Raw genomic sequence first — 20,390 nt, 5'->3', positions numbered from 1 at the left:
GCAAGCCAGGCGAATGGACTGTGAATAAATCAACGGACGTCTTTCGGAGGTCGTGCTGTGAACAAAGTTCTTCTACGAGTTTGTTTGATGTGTCTTCTTGGTGTTTCGGGCGCATCCGCGCAGATCGCTAACAACACAGCTCTGGTAGGGACGGTCGTTGACGCGAGCGGAAGCTCAGTCGTCGGTGCTCAGGTCACGGCCACGGAAGAGGCCACGCAGGTGAAGTATACGGCGACTACCAACTCGCAGGGATACTACTCCATTACCTTCATCAAGAGTGGCGTCTACGATCTCTCCGTCGAAAAGGGGGGATTCAAGAAGGAACAGACGGTGGGTGTTCCCGGATCGGTGGACCTTGCCGTGCGTACGGACTTTGACTTGAAGATCGGGTCCACAACGGAGACCGTCACCATCACCGCCGCTACGGCTCCGCTCTCTACCGACGACGCGAACCTCGGGGAGACGTTTTCGACCAAACAGGTCGAGGATCTTCCGGTTCAGGGGCACAATGCGCTCGAGGTGGCTGCGCTAGCCTCGAACGTCACGATCGGATCGAAGACCAGCTACAGCGGAAACCCTCCCGGCGTCGACTTTATTGGAGCAGGACAGCGTGAGACTCAGAACGATCTGACTCTCGATGGTGTCTCGATCATGAATAACCTGGGAAACGTCACTCCTGCGCGCCCGGGCACGGATATGATCTCCGAGGTTCAGATGCAGAGCGGCAACTATCCTGCACAGTATGGCGCCTACCTCGGCGTTCACATCAACCTCGTGAGCAAGGTTGGCACCAATGACTTTCATGGCGTGGTCTACGACTATGTCAAGAATACGGCTCTGAACGCGCACAACTTTCTTGACTCTCCTACGCAGAAGAAGGCGCCTTTGAACTACAACCAGTATGGGTTTACCTTAGGCGGCCCTGTCTGGATTCCGAAGCTCTATAACGGCCGCAACAAGACCTTCTTCTTTGGTTCCTACGAGAAGCTCAATCAAAAGGCACAGAGCGCCGGCACCTCCACCGTCATGACAGCGGCCCAGGAGGGCGGCGACTTCTCAGCGTTAGGCACCCTGAATCCCAACGGCAGCTGTACGGGCATCTGTCTTAAAGACCCGTATAACAACAATGCTTACTACCCGAACAATCAGATTCCGGCCAGCGAACTATCGACTCCTGCAGCGTTGATTGCCAAAAAGTACGAGGCATATGTGCCGTTGCCGAACGTCGCGGGGATAAACAACAACCTCAACAATGTGTACTTCCCGAACAACTTGTTTATCGCCCAGACGCTGGAGCGCGTCGATGAAAACATCGGGGAGCGGGTGCGGCTCTTCGTACGCTACCACTGGCAGAACCTGACCTACTCCAACGGAAATCAGGTTCCAGTAGCCGGCGGATACGGACCTGGTAATAGCCGAAATCTGGCTATCGGATACTCCCACGTCATTACGCCCCGACTCGTCAATGATTTTCACTTCGGTATCAACAAGTTTCTGACGGACTCTTTGAACTACTGGTATGTGAACAACCTCAAAGGAGCCGGCACCTCTCTCGGCATTCCCGGCTTCAACTACGACACGACAACGGGAAACCTTGGAATTCCCAATGTCCAGCTCACCAGTGCAAGCGGCATGAACATTGGAAACAACGGAACGAACTGGTTCCAGGACGACCGTACGCTCGACGGGTATGACCAAGTCAGCTACACCCGTGGGAAGCACAGCATCATGACTGGTATAGAACTGCGAAAACTGACCTTAGGCCGTGCCGCGACCAACGAATCTCTTGGATTGTTTACTTTCAATGGCACGCTGACGGGCGACAGCCGGGCCGACTTTGCGTTGGGCCTGCCTGCCAGCGATCAGACGCCTGTAAGTACCATCAAGGGTTCGGTGGGCGAGTGGCGTGACGGATTCTTTGTTCTGGACAACTGGCAGGCTACCTCAAAGCTCACCATCAACTATGGTCTGCGTTATGACCTGCCGACCGTCCCTTACAGTCTGAACGGCTACGCCCGTTTGCTGAATGCCAACGAGACCGCGTTGATTCCGCCCACAACTGCGCAGACTCCAGGGGCCTTCACTCCGACTCCCGGGTTCAAGCTTGCCAGCGCAACACATGACAATTGGGGACCGCGTCTGGGAATCGCCTATCGCGCGACCGATAAGACGGTGATCAGAGGAGGAGCGGGCTTTTACTATAACGCCAACCAACTCAATAGCTTTACTCTGCTCAGCAACAACTATCCACTGGGAGCTTTCGTCGGATACAGCGCAATTGGAACGAAGTTATCCTTAGCAGATCCAACTGCGGGAGCAAATAGCTCTTCTTCAGCTGCTGGAATTCCCGGCAGCTTTCAGAGCGCAGTTCAATACGACCCGAAGAACAAAACACAGCGCAGTTATCAGTGGAACGTGAGCGTTGGGCAGGAGTTGTGGAGGGGGGCGGCTTTTGAGCTTCAGTATCTGGGGTCTCACTCTCTGCATCTGGATATCAGCGACTACACCAATCTGCCCATCAATCCTAGTGGAAACGAGATTGCGTCCTACAAAACTACTAAGCCGACGCTCAACTCTCGGCGGCCAAACCAGCTCTTCGGTTCGATCCGCGACCTCAACAATATCGCCTACTCCCACTACAACGGCTTGACCACAATCTTTCGTCAGCGGCTCTTCCATAGTCTATCGGGACAGGCGAGCTATACCTGGTCTCACGATCTGGACATTGGCTCAGATTCGAACGGCGGCGGTACCGCCTCGCAGCCATTCAATATCAAAGCCGACTATGGCAACGCCAACTGGGATATCAGGCATCGTTTCGTCGGCGTAATGACCTACGATCTGCCGTCCTTCAAAGGAAGAAACCGCTGGGTTCAGGAGACACTTGGTGGCTGGCAGCTCAATGACATCGTAAATCTGCAGACTGGCATGCCCTTCAACGTAGTGCTCGGCTATAACAGCGCAGGATTCGATCAGGGTACGACCCGACCGAGTTTTGTTCATCTGGCCAGTGCTCACTGCAGTCTGCACAACTACATTACCGGCAACAAGACGTCGTGCATCGACACGACAGCCTACACACTTCCCGTAGCTCCGCAGACGTTGAACTCCTCTGGAACCATAGTTGCTTACAACTATGCCTTCGGAAACACCTCCAGAAATACTCTTCATGGGCCCGGTTTCTCGTATGATAATCTTTCGCTTTTCAAAAACTTTGGGCTGCGTGAGCGCATGAAGATTCAATTCCGGGCTGAGGCTCTGAACGTGTTCAACCATCCCAGTGCGGCAAATCCAAACTCTTCGAACGGAAGCGGAAATCCAACTCTCAACGCTGCGTCTCAATCAAGCACTGCTGTGAGCACCAGTGGATTCGGTCAGGTTATCGGGGTCCAGACCCTTCCCGGTGAGTTGAGTGGAGCTCGTTCGCTGCAACTCGCGGGCAAGTTCATCTTTTAGCGACTTGTTCGATTCGGCAGCAGCCGGTAATGCCGCCGGCTGCTGCCCTTTGTATATCGAAGGAAGTGCTGGGGATTTGGAAGGGCCGGGGATCACAGTTGAAGCGCAAAGACCTATTATTTTGTGGAGGAGAACCTTTCTATCATGACCTCGAACAAGACGAATTGGATTCGTCCCTTCATCGGCATAGCTGTGGTCGTTTTAGTTTGTTGTACAGTGCTTACCCTTGTGCAGAAGGTGAACGCCGACGCACAGAAGACCTCAGCAGAATATGCCGCGGATCCGGCAGCCATGATTGATGCGTATCGTCATGTCGAAGCTGCTTCCGTCTCCGACGCTATCGAGCAGGCGCTCCATGAAAAGCGGTACATGTCGCATCGCATGCAGTCGGTGTTTCCCGCAAAGTTTGCCGGTGCTGCGCTCACTGTCAAGCTGATTAAACAAGAGAACCAAGACCCAGCGGCGCTGACCGGGATGCTTCAAGCGATCGACTCCGGAGGGGCTGGATCCGTTTATGTCATGCAGGTAGAAGACGGGGCAGATATTGCCGGCATGGGTGGACTTATGGGTACGGCCATGTTCGCCAGGGGGTTCGCCGGTGCGGTCGTCGATGGAGGAGTTCGCGATCTGCCGCAGCTCAAGCGCATCGGCTTTCCAGTCTATTCCACGGGCCCGGTGCCCTCCACTTCGGTGAATCACTATCGCTTCGCGGGAGTTAATGTTCCCATCGTTTGCGACGGCGTTGCGGTTGCTGCCAACGATATCGTTGTTGCTGATCAGGACGGTGTCGTGGTGGTGCCGCGTGAGCATGCAGCTGACATCCTCGTTCTCGCACAGAGGCTGGATAACAGCGAACACTCTATGTATCCCTTCATTGAAAAATTTCATTCCATCACAGAGGCTGTCCGCCAGTTTGGCAGAATCTGATCGCACTACTTTCTTAGAACGATGTGGCTACTGGAGGCTTTGGTGACATTCCCTGCACAAGATTCAACAATCTTTACGCGAAGGCGATTCCTGGGTTGGTCGCAGGCTGCGCTGGCCGCTCTCGGTGTGATACCTTTCCTGTCGTCGAGGTCCGATGCCCTGTCTCCCATCTCTGAGTCTGTGTCACCGGAGGACTACTATGCAAAGCTCGGCGTCGAGAAGATCATCAACGCCGCCGGAACCTACACCTATCTCACTGCCGCCGTTATGCCTTCGCAGGTGCAGCGCGCTGTCGCAGAGGCGGCTCTGCATCCCGTTGTCCTGAAAGATCTACAAATAGCTTCGGGAGATTACATTGCCAAACGACTTCGATGCGAAGGAGCTCTGGTGAGTTCTGGCGCCTCTGCTGCACTCACGCTCGCAACAGCTGCCTGCATTGCCAACGCGAATGGCGTTCCAGCAAACCTGATTCCGGAGAGTGTAGGCGGCATGAAGAATGAGGTGATCGTTCAGAAAGCTCATCGCTACGAGTACGACCACGCGATGCTGCTGTGTGGAGTGCGCATCGTCGAGGTTACAACGCTGGATGAGTACAGACGCGCATTCTCTCCAAAGACGATCATGACGAACTTCTTTAATTCAGCCGAAGAGGGTGAGATCGATCGCCAGACCTGGCTTGAGATTGCGCATCAACATAACGTGCCTTGCCATATGGATGCTGCGGCGGATATGCCTCCCATTGAGAATCTGTGGAAGTACACGAGCATGGGCTACGATCTTGTCTGCTTCTCGGGCGGGAAGGGAATACGCGGTCCACAAAATGCGGGACTGCTACTCGGGAAAAAACATCTTATCGATCTGGCGATGGAGAGCAACAACCCAAACTCAGACGCGGTAGGCCGCGGTATGAAGGTTGCCAAGGAGCAGATCGTCGGCATGGTCGCTGCGGTGGACTGGTTGCTCGAACAGAACGACGAGGCGGATCAGGCCGAGTATAGGCGCCGCGCCGATGTGATTGTTCGGGAGGTGAAGACCATTCCCACGATGAAGACGGAGATCTTCGTGCCTGATATCGCCAACCATGTGCCGCATCTGATGCTTGCGTACGACCCGCAGGTTGTTGGTATCACGCCAAAGCAGGTTCAGGAGCGGCTTCGTGCACAGCGTCCTCGAATTGAACTGAACCCTGCGACAGGCTCATCTGGCCGTTTTGGCTCTCACTCCAACGAAAACACCATCGTCGTTGGAACGTGGATGCTACAGCCTGGCGAAGCCGAGATCGTGGGCCGTCAGCTTCGCGCAGCCCTCTTTCACCCTAACGCCTTAACATCGCGCAACGCTCGATCAGCCTAACAACAGAAAAGGAGTCAGTCATGGAAAAGCAGTCCAGAAGAGGTCTTCTCAAGAACGCTGCCAAAGCAGCCGTCGTTGCAACAGGAGGCGCAGCCCTCGCCGGGACGGCGAAGGCGCAGGTAACCGGCAAGCTCGAGAAGAAATCCTATCCGGCCAAACCAGCTTCAGAACCGGTCCCGCTCTTCTCAAGCGCCGTTTCATATGGCAACCTTCTTTTTCTTGCGGGAGTCGGAGCGCACTTTCAAGGGACAATTGAAGAGCACACAAAGCATGTTCTTGATGAACTTGAGAAGAATCTGACCGCAGCGGGCTCTTCCATGGAGAAGGTTCTCAAGGTCAACGTGTATCTCAACGACATCAACGACTGGGCAAAGATGAACACCGTGTACGGCGGCCGGTGGGGCAAGATCCCTCCGGTACGCACTACGATTGCCCCGGCCGGAGGCATTCCGGGAAATTCGCTCGTAGAGATCGATCTTATTGCCTACATCTGAACTTGATCCGAGCCGCCGGTGCACTTCCAAAAACATGACTTATTTCAGGTAAAGGAAACGGGTTCTTATGTCTCTCTTTCGCACCGCACGGTGGTCACGGCGAGAAGTCCTCAAGCAGTCTGGCATGCTCTCGGCTTTTGGAGCTGTAACTTCAATCTCACCCCTGGCTGCGACGGCGCAGCAAAAGGCATCGGCTCAGCGGACGATCACGCATGAAGGCACAGAGAGCGACAATCTCTTTACCCGCATTGGCGTACGGCCTATCGTGAACGGTCGCGGTACTTTCACCATTATCAGCGGTTCCCGGTCTCTGCCTCAGGTGAAGCAGGCGATGTACGACGCATCGTTTTACTTTGTTCATCTCGACGAGCTTATGGATGCTGTTGGCAAAGAGCTGGGGCAGTTGACAGGGGCGGAGTGGGGCATTGCTACGACCGGATGCGAAGCGGCCATTGCACTCGCTACGATTGCATGTATCGCAGGAACCGATCCGGAGAAGTCTCAGGCTCTTCCTTACATCAAGACACGCGATCAGGTCATCATTCCTAAACACTCACGGAATCCTTATGACTTCGGCGTTCGCATGACGGGAGTAGAGATCGTTGAAGTGGACTCCGCAGACGAGCTTCGCAGTAAGCTTTCAGAGCGCACGGCGATGATCTATATTCTGTCGGGGCCAGATGCAGAACGGGGTCCGCTTAGTATCCCCAGTATCTGCTCGATAGCAAAGGAAAAGGGGATTCCCGTCTTCGTGGATGCCGCTGCTGAGGAGCCGCTTGTTCCTAACATCCACATTCAGCACGGTGCTTCGCTAGTCGGCTACTCGGGAGGCAAGTGTATGCGCGGGCCGCAGTCATCTGGAATGCTTATCGGACAGAAAGATCTGTGCCGGGCGGCTTACTTTCAGGCAGCGCCGCATCACAACTACGGCCGCGCGTACAAGTGCAGTAAGGAAGAGGTGATGGGACTGCTGGCTGCGGTGCGCCAATGGTACAAACGCGACCATGCGGCAGAACAGCAGGAGTGGCTCTCCTGGCTTCAGTACATCGAGAGACGAGTGAAGGGGCTACCTTCAGTGACGACCGAGTATCTGCAGCCAGAAGATCTTTCCAACCGCTCACCGCGTCTCCGTATTCACTGGGATGCGACCTCACTGAAGATCACGGGCACTGAGCTTGTCGCGCGTCTTGATGCAGGCGCACCACGAATTCTTGTCGATGGGGGCACCGGCACTCGTCCCGCCCATATGGCCAGCTCGATTACCATCATGCCGTACATGATGGATCCCGGGGAAGACCGCATCATCGCGGATGCGATCTACGAGGGTCTCACTAAACCTGGCCATTATGAAGATCCTGTCATTCCGACCGGAGCCCCAGCACAAGTAGACGGCAAGTGGGCCATTGCGATTCAATATTCGCGTGGCGTCGGGGAGCAGCACTTCATTCTTGAACAAAGCGGAGGAGACCTTACTGGTAGACAGCAGGGTGAACTCTACAAAGCCGATCTGAAAGGCTCCATTCATGCGAACCAGCTTGAACTGCATAGCAATATGGACGTTAGCGGAAACACAATTCCGTGGACGTTTCGTGGAATAGTTGAGGGCAATACAATCGTCGGAACCGTCAACATGGGAGAGTACGGAGACGCAAGCTGGAAGGCGACCCGTGTCTAACGTTCGTCGTCGGGGCACTGAAGACCTGTCATGTTCCCAGCGCCGAAACCAAATGAGTATCACGTATTCAAACTTTGTTTGCATCATCAACGCATCGATTGGGGAGTCATGAATTTGTGTTCCTGGAAACAAGGTATAGCGCCTTTCTGTCTCGCAGTTGCCCTCGCGACAAGCGGTAGCTTATCGGCTCAGCAGGCTTTGCCGGCATACGATCTGTTATTGAGCAACGGCCATGTCCTAGATGATAAGAACCATGTCGACGCCATCATGGACGTGGCAATCAAAGACGGCCGAGTTGCAAAGGTTGCCGTACACATCCCTGCGACCGATGCACTAAAGACCATTAACGTTAAGGGACTTTATGTCACTCCTGGACTCATTGACCTTCACGTTCATGTCTACGCGGGCACGGGTGAGCGCAACTCCTATGCTGGCGATAATAGCGTTCCACCGGATGGGTTCACCTTCCGGGTCGGCGTAACGACCGTGGTGGACGCAGGCTGTTCTGGCTGGCGCAACTTCGAGGACTTCAAGGACCGCATCATTGACCGTTCGAAGACCAGAGTTTTTGCAATGCTCAACATCGTCGGCGCAGGAATGCGCGGGGGCAAGTACGAACAGAACACCGCTGACATGGACGGAGTGGCAACCGCTGCGATGGCTCTCAAGTACCCCAACACGATCGTCGGTATCAAGACGGCACACTTTGAAGGTCCTGAATGGACACCGGTCGAGCAAGCTGTTATTGCTGGGACCCGCGCTAACATTCCCGTCATGGTCGACTTCGGCGTAGATCGTCCAACTCGCCCAATTTTCGATCTGATGACCCAGAAGCTTCGCCCTGGCGATATATACACCCACATGTACTCGGGTCTTCGCCATGAGCAGGATCCGGTCACGCTGGGTCCGAGCAAGGCTCTCATCGAGGGTCGCAAACGCGGGATCTACTTTGACGTGGGGCAGGGAGGCGGCAGCTTCAAATGGTCGCTCGCAGTCCCGATGATCAAGGATGGATTTATTCCCGATTCCATTTCGACCGATCTTCACATCACCAGTATGAATGCGGCTATGAAAGACGAGTTGAACGTCGCCGATAAGATCATGGCTGTGGGTGTGCCTCTCAAGGAGGTCGTTGCGGAGATGACCTCTCATCCAGCCCGTGAGATTCGCCATGAAGAGCTGGGGAATCTCTCTGAAGGGTCGCTTGCGGACGTCGCGGTGCTTCGTCTGGAAAAAGGCGAGTTCGGATTTACCGATATGGTGGACAAGCGCTTCGACGGCAACCAGAAGCTCATCTGTGAACTCACCGTCAAGGATGGAAAGATCGTGTACGACCTGAATGGAATCAGCGCCACGCCGTGGACAGCGAAACCTGATCCTAACGAAAAGGAGGCGTACCGATGGAGCACCTTCGCACCTCGCCGCCACGCAGAAGCAAGTACAGACCCCGAACATTAAGCGTTCAGAGTTCGGTTAGATCATCAGAAAACGAGTGATCAGGTTTGTTGTCTCTTTTTAGATTGTGGTTTCGGGCCGGTTGCGGTGACGCGTCGGGCGTTTCTACGCCTACATGCTCTATTCTCAAAGTCATGGGCCACCTCTGGCGATCGGACAAGGGACTTCGCATCTTTAGGGTTCTGTCGTAGAAGTGCGACTCTGTCTCGCCTTATGTCTATCGGGGTGCTTCTTCACCTCGCTCGCCGAGGACCTCCCCGTGAAGCCGTTGAGAACGTACGGAACCAACCATCCGAAATCGGTATTCACTTGATACTCGAGGAGGAAGTGGTGGACGCGGTAGGGATCGAACCTACGACCAGTCGATTAAGAGTCGGAAAATGAAGATATTGCAGGGGGTTGCAGCGTGCTGCACAGGAACGAAGTAAGTCCCTTGAGAACAATGAGTTGTATACTTAATTCATGGCGCAGACAGTTGCAGTGAATCGCAGCAAATACGAAGGGAAACAGCCACTAAAACAGCCACTATTCGCTTCTGATGAACCACCTTCGAAGCGCGGCAGGCAGGCTCCGAAGCCCGTTCGTGGCGTCTTTGAGCACCCGCCTAACAGTGGCATTTGGTGGGTTAACTATTACGTTGATGGGAAACGTCACCGCGAGAAAGTCGGAACCCGCAAAGCGGCTTCCGACCTCTACAGCAAGCGCAAGAACGACGCGCGAATGGGAGTGAAGCTCCCAGACTCGCTTAAGGCCAAGAGAGCTGTATTATTTGAGGAGCTTGCCAAGGACGCCATGGAGTACAGCAAGGCCCACAAGAAGAGCCACCGTGGGGACATCTCGAATCTGAGCAGTTTGCTCCCCGTATTCGGAAAGATGAAGGCCGAAGAGATCACCCCTCAGACCATCTCGGCATACTTCAGCACACGAACGGACCTCAAGCCAGCGAGCATCAACAGATATCGCTCCACTATGTCGATGATCTTTGCGGAAGGTATACGGAACGGAAAAGTCACCGCGAATCCTGCTCGCTTGGTTCGACTTCGCAAGGAGAATAATGCCCGCCTCAGATTCATCACGTTTGACGAGGAGGCGCAGATTCGAAGCATTATCCGGAGGCGTTGCCCAGTCCACGAGCCCGACTTTACGGTCGCAATAGAGACGGGCATGCGGCTGTCTGAGCAGCATTCCTTAGAATGGCCGGATGTGCATTTGAATCGTCAGCAGATTCAGCTTGTCGCTACGAAGAACGGGTCGAGCCGCGTCGTGATCTTGAGCAAAGAGGCGGTCGAGGCATTGAAGGTATGCCAAACCAGACGAATGCCGCACACGCCAAGAGTTTTCCTGACTCGATACGGCGAGCCAATGGAGAACCCAAGGGCATGGTTCCGTCTGGTCATGGAAGATGCCGTCAAGCAAAACAAGCAACTCGCTGACGTGACTTGGCATGTCTTCCGCCACACGTACATCTCACGCCTGGTAATGGCTGGGGTAGACCTCAGAACTGTTCAGGAATTGGCCGGTCACAAGGACATCAGCATGACGACTCGTTACGCGCACTTGTCACCAGATCACAAGTTGAGCGCCGTGGCCAAGTTGAGTTCGTTCCGTGAACAGAGCGAAGCGAGACAGCAAAATATCACGGCACTACATCAAGCGTGAAATGTTTCCGTCGCCTATCCCGCGCCGATTTCTGCTTATGATAGCGCAGCCTTATACCAAGTGAGATCCAAGTGGCAGAGCGCCTTACGGAATGCAGACCTTTCTAACTGTTCCAGCTGAGAGAGCTTTGGAAGTATCAGATCGGCCAGTAATGCAAAAAGGTAGGTCTGGTCGAAATCAACGGAGTCCGTATGTGTCAGTGCTTCGAAGAATCTTGTAGTCCCTGCGAGAATCGTCTCCGGTGTGAGGGATTTAGTTCGTAGATGAGCCACAATCGCCCGACGCTCGACCGCTGTTGGGTTGGAAGAGGTCAAACTGCCAATCGCAAGCCTCTCATTTGGATGCCGTAACCGCTCAATCAGCTTGTCTCGCACGTTGCCTCTGACTTCCAATCCCTTTAGGAGAGGGATGATGCCATCTATTGTTTCCGTCGTTTGCAAGATGAAATAGTAAACAGGGTGGTAATAAGACTGCTCGAAACAGATTGCCTTCAGATACTCAGTTGGTGAAAGCACAGACTGCCGTCGCAGGAAGGCCGATATAATTTGTGCCTCTCGGATTGGAACTGGAACCTCAACGGTTGAGTGAACGAATAGTCCCTCGGTTGACTGAAGGTCACCAAGGAGTCGAAGTGCCATAGCTCCGTCGCTTTCGACGAACTCCCCTTCCCGGATGAATTGCAGTTTAGGAAGAAGTTCCTCACCGATGTAGAACCTTCCTTTACCACCGGATACTTCACCTGATTCAAGGTCTAGGATTGCAGCATTCTCAACTCCGACCTCGGCGATCTTGCGGATTTGCTTCATCCAAAGATTTCGCTCCTTTGCTTTGTCATCGTCAAGAAGTCTTCGTAGTTCGGCATACCTTATGGCTTCACTGCGACCTCTGTATCGGTAGTAGATAGCCCCTTGGTGCAAACAGCCGCTGTTCTTCGTACATACCACTGGCTTCTGAGTGGCTTCAGCGAAATACAGGATACCTACTTTGAGATTCCGGACAAGATGGGTGTGGGGTTCCCAGCGAATCTCTGGTGAAAAGCGTTCATTGAGCGCGTTGGTTAGCTTTGCAGAATCGAAGGTGTTGAAATGCTCTGACTTGAGTCCCACGAGCTCACGGGGCGCGTCCTTCACCCCAAAGACGATGTAACCGCCTTGAGCGTTGGCGAATGCCGCTCCGGTTTTCGCGTACTCGTCCACGCTGCCGAGGTTGAATTGCTCTTTGAACTCAAGACGACCGTTTTCTCGTGAGTTGAGTCGGACACTGCTGGACGATTCGAAACTGAAGATTTTCTCCAGTTCGCCCTGAGAAAAATGGGATGGAGATAAGGATTCCACGTGCGCAGCTCCGAGGGGCCATCAGGTTGGGACTACGTTTAGTCGCGGCGCGAAGCAGCTATCGCGCCGATGAAAATGAAACCTCCCCAGCAGGCAACCAGTCCCAGTAGCCACATGCGAACGTCATGTTCGAGTGAGGGGGTTAGAACTGCGGAGATGGCCATCAGAAATCCTAGACGCCCGACGGCGGCATTCCAGTTGATTGGTTAACGCGCGATGCTTGCCTGCTTCACAACGGCTACAGCCGCGATCAATGTTCCAGTCCATGAAGCGATGTAAACGTGGCTCTCAAACCAACTCACGAGTCGCTCTCCTTCTGAATAAGGTGGGAATCGACGCCCGGCTCCAGTAGCCTAGAGATGATCGCCCCTGCATCGAGCGTAGCCGCCACGACAGAATTACCTTCTATCAACTTGATGACCGTCAGGGCTCTTCGAAGCTCTAGCAATCGGTCGTGGATTCGCGATGCGCGTCGAAATAGAAACATGGACCTAACCAGAAAGATTGAGCACAGGCCGAGAAACGTAGAGACAGCGACCCATATGAACATGCCAGTGTGCTCTCGGACGGCAAGGTCTGGACGCATGTTCGCTAGCCACACGTTTGCGGAGCCCACACCAATCCCCGCAACCAGCGAAAGAATCGACCAACGGAAGCTGCTTCTTGCATAGCTCTCCGTGGAAGCATAACTCTTATTTAGTGCCTCGATGCCATATGTATCCACGTCCAGGAGTCCCTTCAGGGCAGGAGGAACAACAACCGCAGGTTCAGCGGTCTTAGCAGGCCCAAAAGCCAATTGAAAGTCCGGGCCTGACACCACGGCAAGCCAGAGCAGGGTAGGCGTCACAAAGAAGGTTGAAATGGACGGGAAAACGAGAGAATGCCATTTGTAGCCGGCGCTTGTGGCCAGCCATCCTAGCACCCAAAGAATGCCGACGGCTGCGGTAAGGGTGCGCATCTTCGGACGCTGACGCAGATATTCCACCACCCCATACTTTATGGTGGCCCACTCTCCCCCTCCGAGAGTGATCGTCCATTTGACTTTGGGCGCAGGAGGGGTAGGGCTCGGCAATTTTTCCTCAGTTTCGGGCATCCTGAAAGGTTAGTCTCTCTATGCGAAACCTCCAAGCATAATCATAGTTCCGCCTTGATTGAAGGGGATCATCCTCTGTCTAGCAGCTGAAGTTTTAAGTCGTAAATGCATATCGTCGGCGTTTACAAGCAACTAACAGGGTAGGCCCTCGACACCCTTCGCGGATTACCCTCCGCTACAGCGTCCGTCAAGGCGCTTCGCCCGCTGCGCGGCGCGCAAAAAAACGCGCGGCCCTGACGGACGCATCCGCTCCGGGTAGTGCGCTGTCATGAGAAGAATGTCTTCTTCTCATGTGTCAAAACATATGAAAGAGCAACGGCGCTGGGCAGTAGCGAAGCGCCCGAAGACGGGAATCAAACCGCTAAAGCCGAAAGCGTTCGAGCAAGGGACGGAACGCCTATCGCCACTGTGTTTGCATCGATGGGATACGGTTCAAGACCCGAGTTCACGACGAACTGTTTGGCGGGTTTAAGGTCTTGGCAAGCGATGTAAAAGCCCTTCTCAGGACGACCCGACAGGCTCCGTTTGACCTCGATTGCCCACAGTCCATGACCGGGAATTTCCAGCAAGAGATCAATCTCGGCTCCTGCAGCCGTCCTATAAAAACTAGCGACGGTTCGCTCGGGCGCTGCGGCTAACAGATTGTCGATAACGAATCCTTCCCACGAGGAACCGGACACTGGGTGTCCAGCGAGATCGTTGAAAGTTTTCAGTCCCAACAGTGCGTGTACCAGACCACTGTCCCTGATATAAACCTTGGGCGACTTCACCAAACGCTTTCCTGCGTTGTTGTGGAACGGCTGGAGGCGTCTGACGAGCAGCAGATCGGAAAGCAAGTCGATATAGCGTTGTACGGTGGGAGCGGTGATTTGAAGCGCAGATGCCAGACGTGAGGCATTTAGCAACGTCCCTTGCCCATGCGCCAGCATTGTCCAGAGTCGTTCCAGCACACCCGCCGGCACACGCGGCCCGAATAGGGGAACGTCTCGCTCCAGATACGTGCGTATAAAGTCGCCACGCCAGCGTAGGCTCACCGTGTCGTTTGGAGCGAGATAGCTGCCGGGAAAGCCGCCTCGTGTCCAAAGTTGGAGGAGCGTAGGTTCATCGGCGGGCAGCTCCAGTACGTTGAACGGGCCCATATTGATGTAGGTAATTCGTCCAGCAAGGCTCTCGCTCGACTGCCGCAGCAAGTCAATCGAGGCCGACCCCAGAATTAAAAATCGACCCTTACCGTGACCCGTTCTGCGTCCCTGATCGATGATGCCCCGGAGCGAGCTGAAAAGTTCCGGGACGCGATGGATTTCATCGAGGACGACCAGGCTATTCTCGTACTGCCGAAGGAAGAGAGCTGGCTCTGCCAGTCTGTCTCGATCCTCCCGAGCTTCAAGGTCTAGGTAGAGCGACCCTGGACGCGCGTCTGCGATCTCTCGTGCCAAAGTTGTTTTACCTACCTGACGCGGCCCGATGATAGCGACAGCGGCTTGCTCGGCGAGGGAATGCTCAATGAATGGAGTGACGGACCGGGCAATCATCCTTGCATAATAAAACATCCGCTTTCAATTTGCATGGTTGCCGCCGGCTCTGGTGTCTCGGTGCTGAAATGTAGAGAGCTACGCTGCTTCGCAGCGGGTATATGCTGACACGTCATCCCCACTAGGGAACTGCAAAGCTACCCAAAGTTCACGATTGATAACGTGTTTGCTTTCAATTGCTTGGATTCTTGCGTTTCCGGCTGTAAACGCCGCTGCAGTGAACAACATTTCTCTGTCAGCGACGGCGTTTGCAGAAACCGGTGGTGCGGTGGAAGCATCCAAGCGCTTCAAGGGAATATCTGTTCCAGGTGGCAAATCGAATGGCCTTCGGTACCGACAAGCCGCAAGAAGCTGTTACGCCGTCCGCATCTACGGTCTCGGTAAATGAGACCTCCCGTGCAAGATCCATTGCCACGCGCCTTACCGACGCGGAGTTCGGTGAGGTTGAGGCAGCAGCGGCTGATGCCGGTAAGAAGGTGGCGGAATGGCTACGCGAGGCGGCGCTTACCCACGCCCGCGCGGGTGCCAGTACAGAGGAGCAGACCGATCCTATCTTGCTGGCAGAGATTATGGGGATGCGCTCACTCATGCTGAATCTGTTTGCGAGAGCCTCGGAAGGTCCACTGACAACCGAAGATTTACGCAAGATGTCGGCCTGTTCGGACTCGATTAAGGAGCAACGGGCGCAGGATTACATGGCGCAGAGGCGTCGCCGGACCAGTCCCAAAACTACGGACAAGCCATAATGAAAATCTCCTGCATTCGGTTTGCGTTTCCCTGGCGGATCGCGTTGATCCTGGCTCTGCTTCCGTGTCTCCCATTGCTCGGTTTCTGGGCATGGTTGCATTGGGAAGTACCGCCACTGCAGCGGTATTATCTGGTGGCATATTGGCACAGTTCCGAGACAGCAAATCAACTAGATTCTCAGACTCAAATCCGATGGCTCATGGAGACGGCTCCCGGGCGTAAGAGACAGTGGCTATTCGCTCCCGATGTCACTGAGGGAGGCCTGAATGATCTCTCTATTAACCTCTCGTCTTTTGCTGTTGGACAAGGATGGACGGGCATAGAAAGAACCCCGGTTGAAAGCGTGGATTCCACCGAGGTCGAGAAGCTCCTGCGTAAAGATTTTTACGACGGCGAAAGTTTCCGCCGACTCGTCCATGAACCGCTGCTCTATGGTGTCGCGGCGTGGCTGATCGTCGCCTATTTAGCATTCGTGATGAGAGAGGACATCGGGTACGAATGGAGACAGCTTCGACGAGAGGCTACGGAGCCCCAATGGTCATCGAATTATGGAGGGGATTGGCCCGAGAATCGAGACGGGATTGTTGCTCGACTTCGGTTGCGAATTGCCCACTGGATTAGTGAGCAGAAGACAGCGCTTGAGTGGCCGAGTTTTGGGCCTGCAACCAGTCGCAGATTCGGTCTTAAGAAGTTGCCAAATACAGAAATGCTTCGTGAGAGTGACCGACCGGCATCGACTCAAGTTCGCGGCGAGGTTTCTACTGCACGGCAACTGGCTACTCCGCCCCCTTTGCACTCCCCGAAACCATCCTCTCAGCGACGCACTATCTTCCCCGGATCGGCTACATCGGATGCTGCGCATTCGCAATCACAACCGTGGGATGAATCGAAATGGATTGATTGACGAAGAGGCTTCCGACGTCTCTGTGTATTCCAGACCGATTCGTCTATCAACTTGGCATCTCTTCGCTCAACTCTAGGCAGCGTAGATAGCCTTCACGTGAATCTCCCTTCAACTCGTCTCAAAGCGCTGCTTGACGAGAGCTATTTGAGAGTGAGAACGTCCCCGTCTTGAGCATGGAGTACACCAGTTAGAACTCACGTGGAAGGTGCTGTTGGGAATGTTCTCAGGCACCGTATCGAGCCTCGATTGAGTCAGCTATAACTCTCGTGTTGGTGGAGTAATTACGGCTCAAATCACTGGTCCATTACTCCGCGAATAGCTTTGATTAAGTTAGAAATAACCAATGGCCATAGGGGTTTCGACGATCATGAGGCGAAAAATATTTCAGCAATAACGACCCGCTTATCCACAAATCTCGGCTACGATGGGAATCAAGACAGTAACTATTTGCTGTCTCACGGGCCAAGGTATGTTGACTATCTCTAAATCGCTATCTGCTGGACAAGCACGAACGTATCACGCGCGTGAGTTCACCTCTGAACGACAGCACTACTGGAGCCGCGATAAGCAAGGGCATAGTGAGTGGCAGGGGAGCCTCGCAAAGGAGTGGGGCTTGCGTGGCAACGTAGGGGCTGAAGAGTTTGCTCGTTTGAGCGAAGGACGGCACCCGGCGAACGATGCGCAGCTCGTCAAGCACCAGCCTGCCAGGACCTACGAGAATCAGTACGGCAAGCAGATCACCAGTTCAGAACACCGTGCAGGATGGGATGCGACGTTCTCCGCACCCAAGTCTGTTTCGCTAACAGCCCTTGTGGGTGGCGATGATCGTGTACGTGAGGCGCATCGTGAAAGTGTTCGCGTGGCGTTGCAGGAGTTGGAGCGTTACGCACAGGCTCGCATTGGTAACGTCCATGCGCCCGAGACAACAGGCAAGTTCGTCGCCGCTACCTTCGAGCATGACACCGCTCGTCCTGTAGACGGCTATGCTGCGCCGCAGCTTCATACTCACGCAGTCGTCTTCAATGTGACTGAGCGACACAATGGACAGACGCGCGCATTGCAAGAGCGCAGTCTCTTCCAATCGCAACAGTATGCGACAACCGTGTACCGATCCGAGCTTGCAATGAAGTTGCAGGGCCTTGGCTATGAGATTGAACGCGGCAAGCATGGCCAGCCGGAGATCAAAGGATATTCGCAGGAGTATTTGGAAGCATCGAGCCCGCGTCGTGTGCAGATCAAAGAACACCTACAGGAGATTGGAAGAAAGGGCGCGGGCGCAGCAGAAGTAGCAGCTCATCGCACACGCGACAGCAAGGAAATCCATTCGCCTGCAGAGGTATTGCAGCAGCACCGCGACCTGGCTGCTCGATTCGGCCATCAAGCAGATCGTGTCGTCGCAAAGGCACAGGAAGAGCACCATGCGGTGCAGCCGGAGAAGACGGCGCAACAGTCGGTGACGTATTCCCGCAATCACGTCTTTGAACGCTCTGCTGTTCAGGACGAGCGTGCGATCCTGCAAGCGGCAATCGACCGCAGCATGGGGCAGGCTTCCTACAGTCATGTTCGACAGGAGTTTGAACAGCGGGTGGCGCGTGGGGAGTTTCGGGCGATTGAGCGGACGGATGGCCGAGCAGCGTCACTGTATACGACCTCTGAAATGATCCGAATGGAGCGGGAGATCGTCGGTCACATGCAGCGCGGCAATCAGCGCGGCTATGACGATCCAATGTTGGTATCGCCACAGCTGAGAATCTGGACGGAAGATCGCCATCCTGAATTGAACCGTTCACAACGCCAAGCGGTCGATGAGATATTCCTGAGTCGCGAGAAGATCGTGGGCCTGGATGGTGTCGCCGGTGCAGGTAAGACGACGACGCTCGCCGTGGTGCGTGAGGGTGCTGAAGCGCAAGGCTACAAAGTCGAAGGATTCGCGCCGACATCGCGCGCAGCTCACAAGCTGGCTGAGGCCGGCATGGAGACTTCAACTCTCCAGCGTTATCTTGCCAAAGGGACACAGACCGACACTGGAGAGAAGTGTTTGTATGTACTCGATGAGTCGTCGCTTGCGTCCACGCGCCAGATGCACGAGTTCATCGAACGTCTCCATCGGAATGATCGAGTGCTGTTGGTGGGAGATAGTCGTCAACATGAGGCCGTAGAAGCAGGGCGTCCGTTCGCGCAATTGCAGGAAGCAGGAATGCGAACGGCGACATTGAACGACATCGTTCGGCAGCGCGATCCAGAGTTGAAGCAGGTTGTCGAACAGTTGGCACGCGGGCAAGTAGGCGCCGCCGTCGAGAGTCTTGACCAGCAGGGTCGAGTACATCAGGTGAAGGGCCACGAGGAGCGTATTGCTGCTATTGCGCGGGAGTACGCCAAGTCTCCCGCCGGAACGCTCGTCGTTTCACCGGACAATCGTTCCCGCAGCGAGATCAATTTACGTATACATGATGAGTTGCAATCGCGCGGGCTTGTGAACAGGCAGGACCATTCCGTGCGGACGCTTGTTCCGCGTCAGGAGATGACCGGTGCTGACCGTAGTTGGGCACAGCAGTACCAGGTCGACGACATCTTGCGTTACTCGCGCACATCGAAGGAGACCGGCATCGAGAAAGGCGAATACTCGCGGGTTCTTGCTGTGAACGCTCAGGCGAACACTTTGACGGTGGTGCGAGGGAACGGAGAGCAGACCAGCTACGATCCGCGCCGCCAGGTCGGAGTCTCCGTCTACCGAGAGGAAGAGAAGAGATTCTCCGTTGGAGATCGCATCCAGTTCACCGCGCCCAGCCAGGAACTGAAGATTGCCAATCGTGATTTGGGAACCATCGAGAACATCGGGCGGGATGCAACGATGCGGGTGCGGTTAGATGATGTGCGCAAAGTCGAATTCAATCCGCAACAGCATCCGCATGTCGACCATGGGTATGCCGTCACCAGCTATTCAAGCCAAGGCCAGACGGCAGAACGCGTATTAGTCAACGTAGACACGGAGCTTGCTGCAAGAGATCTGCTCAACGGTCGCATGGCTTATGTCTCGATCTCGCGTGGTCAATTCGACGCGCAGATATTTACGGACAGTCTGGAAAAGTTACCAAAGGCATTAGGACATGATGTTTCGCACCAGAGTGCCTACAAGCCGGAACAGGCTGTTGCCTTATCTGAGTCGAAGGTTGTGACGCCGAAGCATGATGTCGAGGTGAGCATGGGGTACGGGTTGAGCCTCTGAACGCGTTCTGTGGTCAGTAAATGGAGGCAATCATCTTTGCGAGTTCGGTTCGAGAACGGTTTTTCAACTTTTGAATAGGAGGTTGAGTTATGGCGGCAGAGCATGTCATTGACTTCGACAGAGGAATAGGCAAATCGCTAATACGAGAAGACGCAGGTTCGCAATTCGAAGTTCATCGCCGCAAACCTCCACAACGCGCTATAGTGGCGACGGAAGACAAGCTGCTGGTGAGCCGCGAAGAGGCCGCGCAACTTCTTTCCATTAGCCAACGTGCGCTCGACTATCTCGTAGCGTCGAAGCGACTGCCAACCAGGAGAATCGGGGGACGAGTTCTGATTCCAATGGCGGACCTACGGAAGTATGCTCGCTGCGACCATCCTGAACGAATCGTGAGTTGAATACAGATGGGGCGCTAGAGACGATGCAGGCGATAAGCCGACTTTCTATGAGCAGGTCACTAGTGTCAAGGGATTGTTCTTTGTTTTTCCTTCATAGGGATTCTGCTTTTTGTTGTTGCTCTTGGTATCGTTGCTCT

General features: G+C 54.5%; 14 protein-coding genes. 10 read left to right on the top strand and 4 right to left on the bottom strand.

The features are described from left to right. The first annotated feature begins 87 nt into the window (after positions 1-87). The 7 genes from HDF10_RS09090 to HDF10_RS09060 all read left to right on the top strand — a co-directional run bounded on the left by HDF10_RS09090 (position 88) and on the right by HDF10_RS09060 (position 11,019). Positions 88-3,456, top strand: a complete 3,369-nt coding sequence (locus HDF10_RS09090) for a TonB-dependent receptor (protein WP_183812681.1) — start codon at positions 88-90, stop codon at positions 3,454-3,456. Positions 3,457-3,600: 144 nt separating this feature from the next. After that, the gene (locus HDF10_RS09085) at positions 3,601-4,383 is read left to right on the top strand and encodes an RraA family protein (RefSeq protein ID WP_260177775.1); all 783 of its coding nucleotides are present in this window, start codon (positions 3,601-3,603) and stop codon (positions 4,381-4,383) included. Between the two features lie 42 nt (positions 4,384-4,425). Then, positions 4,426-5,736, top strand: a complete 1,311-nt coding sequence (locus HDF10_RS09080) for a selenocysteine synthase (RefSeq protein WP_311732717.1) — start codon at positions 4,426-4,428, stop codon at positions 5,734-5,736. Positions 5,737-5,756: 20 nt separating this feature from the next. Beyond that, a complete protein-coding gene (locus tag HDF10_RS09075) occupies positions 5,757-6,230 on the top strand; it encodes a RidA family protein (RefSeq protein ID WP_183812677.1) in 474 nt (157 codons plus the stop codon). A 67-nt stretch (positions 6,231-6,297) separates the two neighbouring features. Further along, positions 6,298-7,905: a PLP-dependent transferase gene (locus tag HDF10_RS09070; protein ID WP_183812675.1), complete on the top strand. Its 1,608-nt coding sequence runs from the start codon at positions 6,298-6,300 to the stop codon at positions 7,903-7,905. A 30-nt stretch (positions 7,906-7,935) separates the two neighbouring features. Continuing rightward, entirely contained in the window at positions 7,936-9,363 is a 1,428-nt protein-coding gene (locus HDF10_RS09065) for an amidohydrolase/deacetylase family metallohydrolase (RefSeq protein ID WP_311732716.1), read from the top strand. A gap of 459 nt (positions 9,364-9,822) precedes the next feature. Next, the gene (locus HDF10_RS09060) at positions 9,823-11,019 is read left to right on the top strand and encodes a tyrosine-type recombinase/integrase (RefSeq protein ID WP_183812673.1); all 1,197 of its coding nucleotides are present in this window, start codon (positions 9,823-9,825) and stop codon (positions 11,017-11,019) included. Positions 11,020-11,054: 35 nt separating this feature from the next. Here HDF10_RS09060 and HDF10_RS09055 read toward each other — a convergent pair whose 3' ends face one another. The 3 genes from HDF10_RS09055 to HDF10_RS09045 form a co-directional block, all read right to left on the bottom strand. Next, positions 11,055-12,353, bottom strand: a complete 1,299-nt coding sequence (locus tag HDF10_RS09055; protein WP_183812672.1) for an AlbA family DNA-binding domain-containing protein — start codon at positions 12,351-12,353, stop codon at positions 11,055-11,057. Positions 12,354-12,651: 298 nt separating this feature from the next. Further along, positions 12,652-13,446, bottom strand: coding sequence for a hypothetical protein (locus HDF10_RS09050; protein ID WP_183812670.1), 795 nt, complete (start codon positions 13,444-13,446; stop codon positions 12,652-12,654). 353 nt (positions 13,447-13,799) lie between these two features. Then, positions 13,800-14,996: an ATP-binding protein gene (locus HDF10_RS09045; RefSeq protein WP_260177774.1), complete on the bottom strand. Its 1,197-nt coding sequence runs from the start codon at positions 14,994-14,996 to the stop codon at positions 13,800-13,802. A 290-nt stretch (positions 14,997-15,286) separates the two neighbouring features. Between HDF10_RS09045 and HDF10_RS09040 the strand changes: the two genes are divergently transcribed. Together HDF10_RS09040 and mobF are read left to right on the top strand one after the other, a co-directional pair. Then, a complete protein-coding gene (locus HDF10_RS09040) occupies positions 15,287-15,724 on the top strand; it encodes a plasmid mobilization protein (protein ID WP_183812668.1) in 438 nt (145 codons plus the stop codon). A 1,329-nt stretch (positions 15,725-17,053) separates the two neighbouring features. Next, a complete protein-coding gene (gene mobF / locus HDF10_RS09035) occupies positions 17,054-19,855 on the top strand; it encodes a MobF family relaxase (RefSeq protein ID WP_311732715.1) in 2,802 nt (933 codons plus the stop codon). Between the two features lie 137 nt (positions 19,856-19,992). On the opposite strand, the gene HDF10_RS20910 is transcribed toward mobF, so the two are convergent. After that, the gene (locus HDF10_RS20910; protein ID WP_260177772.1) at positions 19,993-20,124 is read right to left on the bottom strand and encodes a hypothetical protein; all 132 of its coding nucleotides are present in this window, start codon (positions 20,122-20,124) and stop codon (positions 19,993-19,995) included. Between HDF10_RS20910 and HDF10_RS21390 the strand changes: the two genes are divergently transcribed. Further along, on the top strand, positions 20,083-20,253 hold the full coding sequence (locus tag HDF10_RS21390; RefSeq protein ID WP_406706228.1) for a helix-turn-helix domain-containing protein: 171 nt from the start codon (positions 20,083-20,085) through the stop codon (positions 20,251-20,253). The two genes, HDF10_RS20910 and HDF10_RS21390, sit on opposite strands and share 42 nt — an antisense overlap. Positions 20,254-20,390 lie beyond the last annotated feature (137 nt).

This window comes from Tunturiibacter empetritectus, from assembly GCF_014201375.1.
GTDB lineage: Bacteria > Acidobacteriota > Terriglobia > Terriglobales > Acidobacteriaceae > Edaphobacter > Edaphobacter lichenicola_D.
This window is presented reverse-complemented; position numbering and strand designations above follow the sequence as displayed.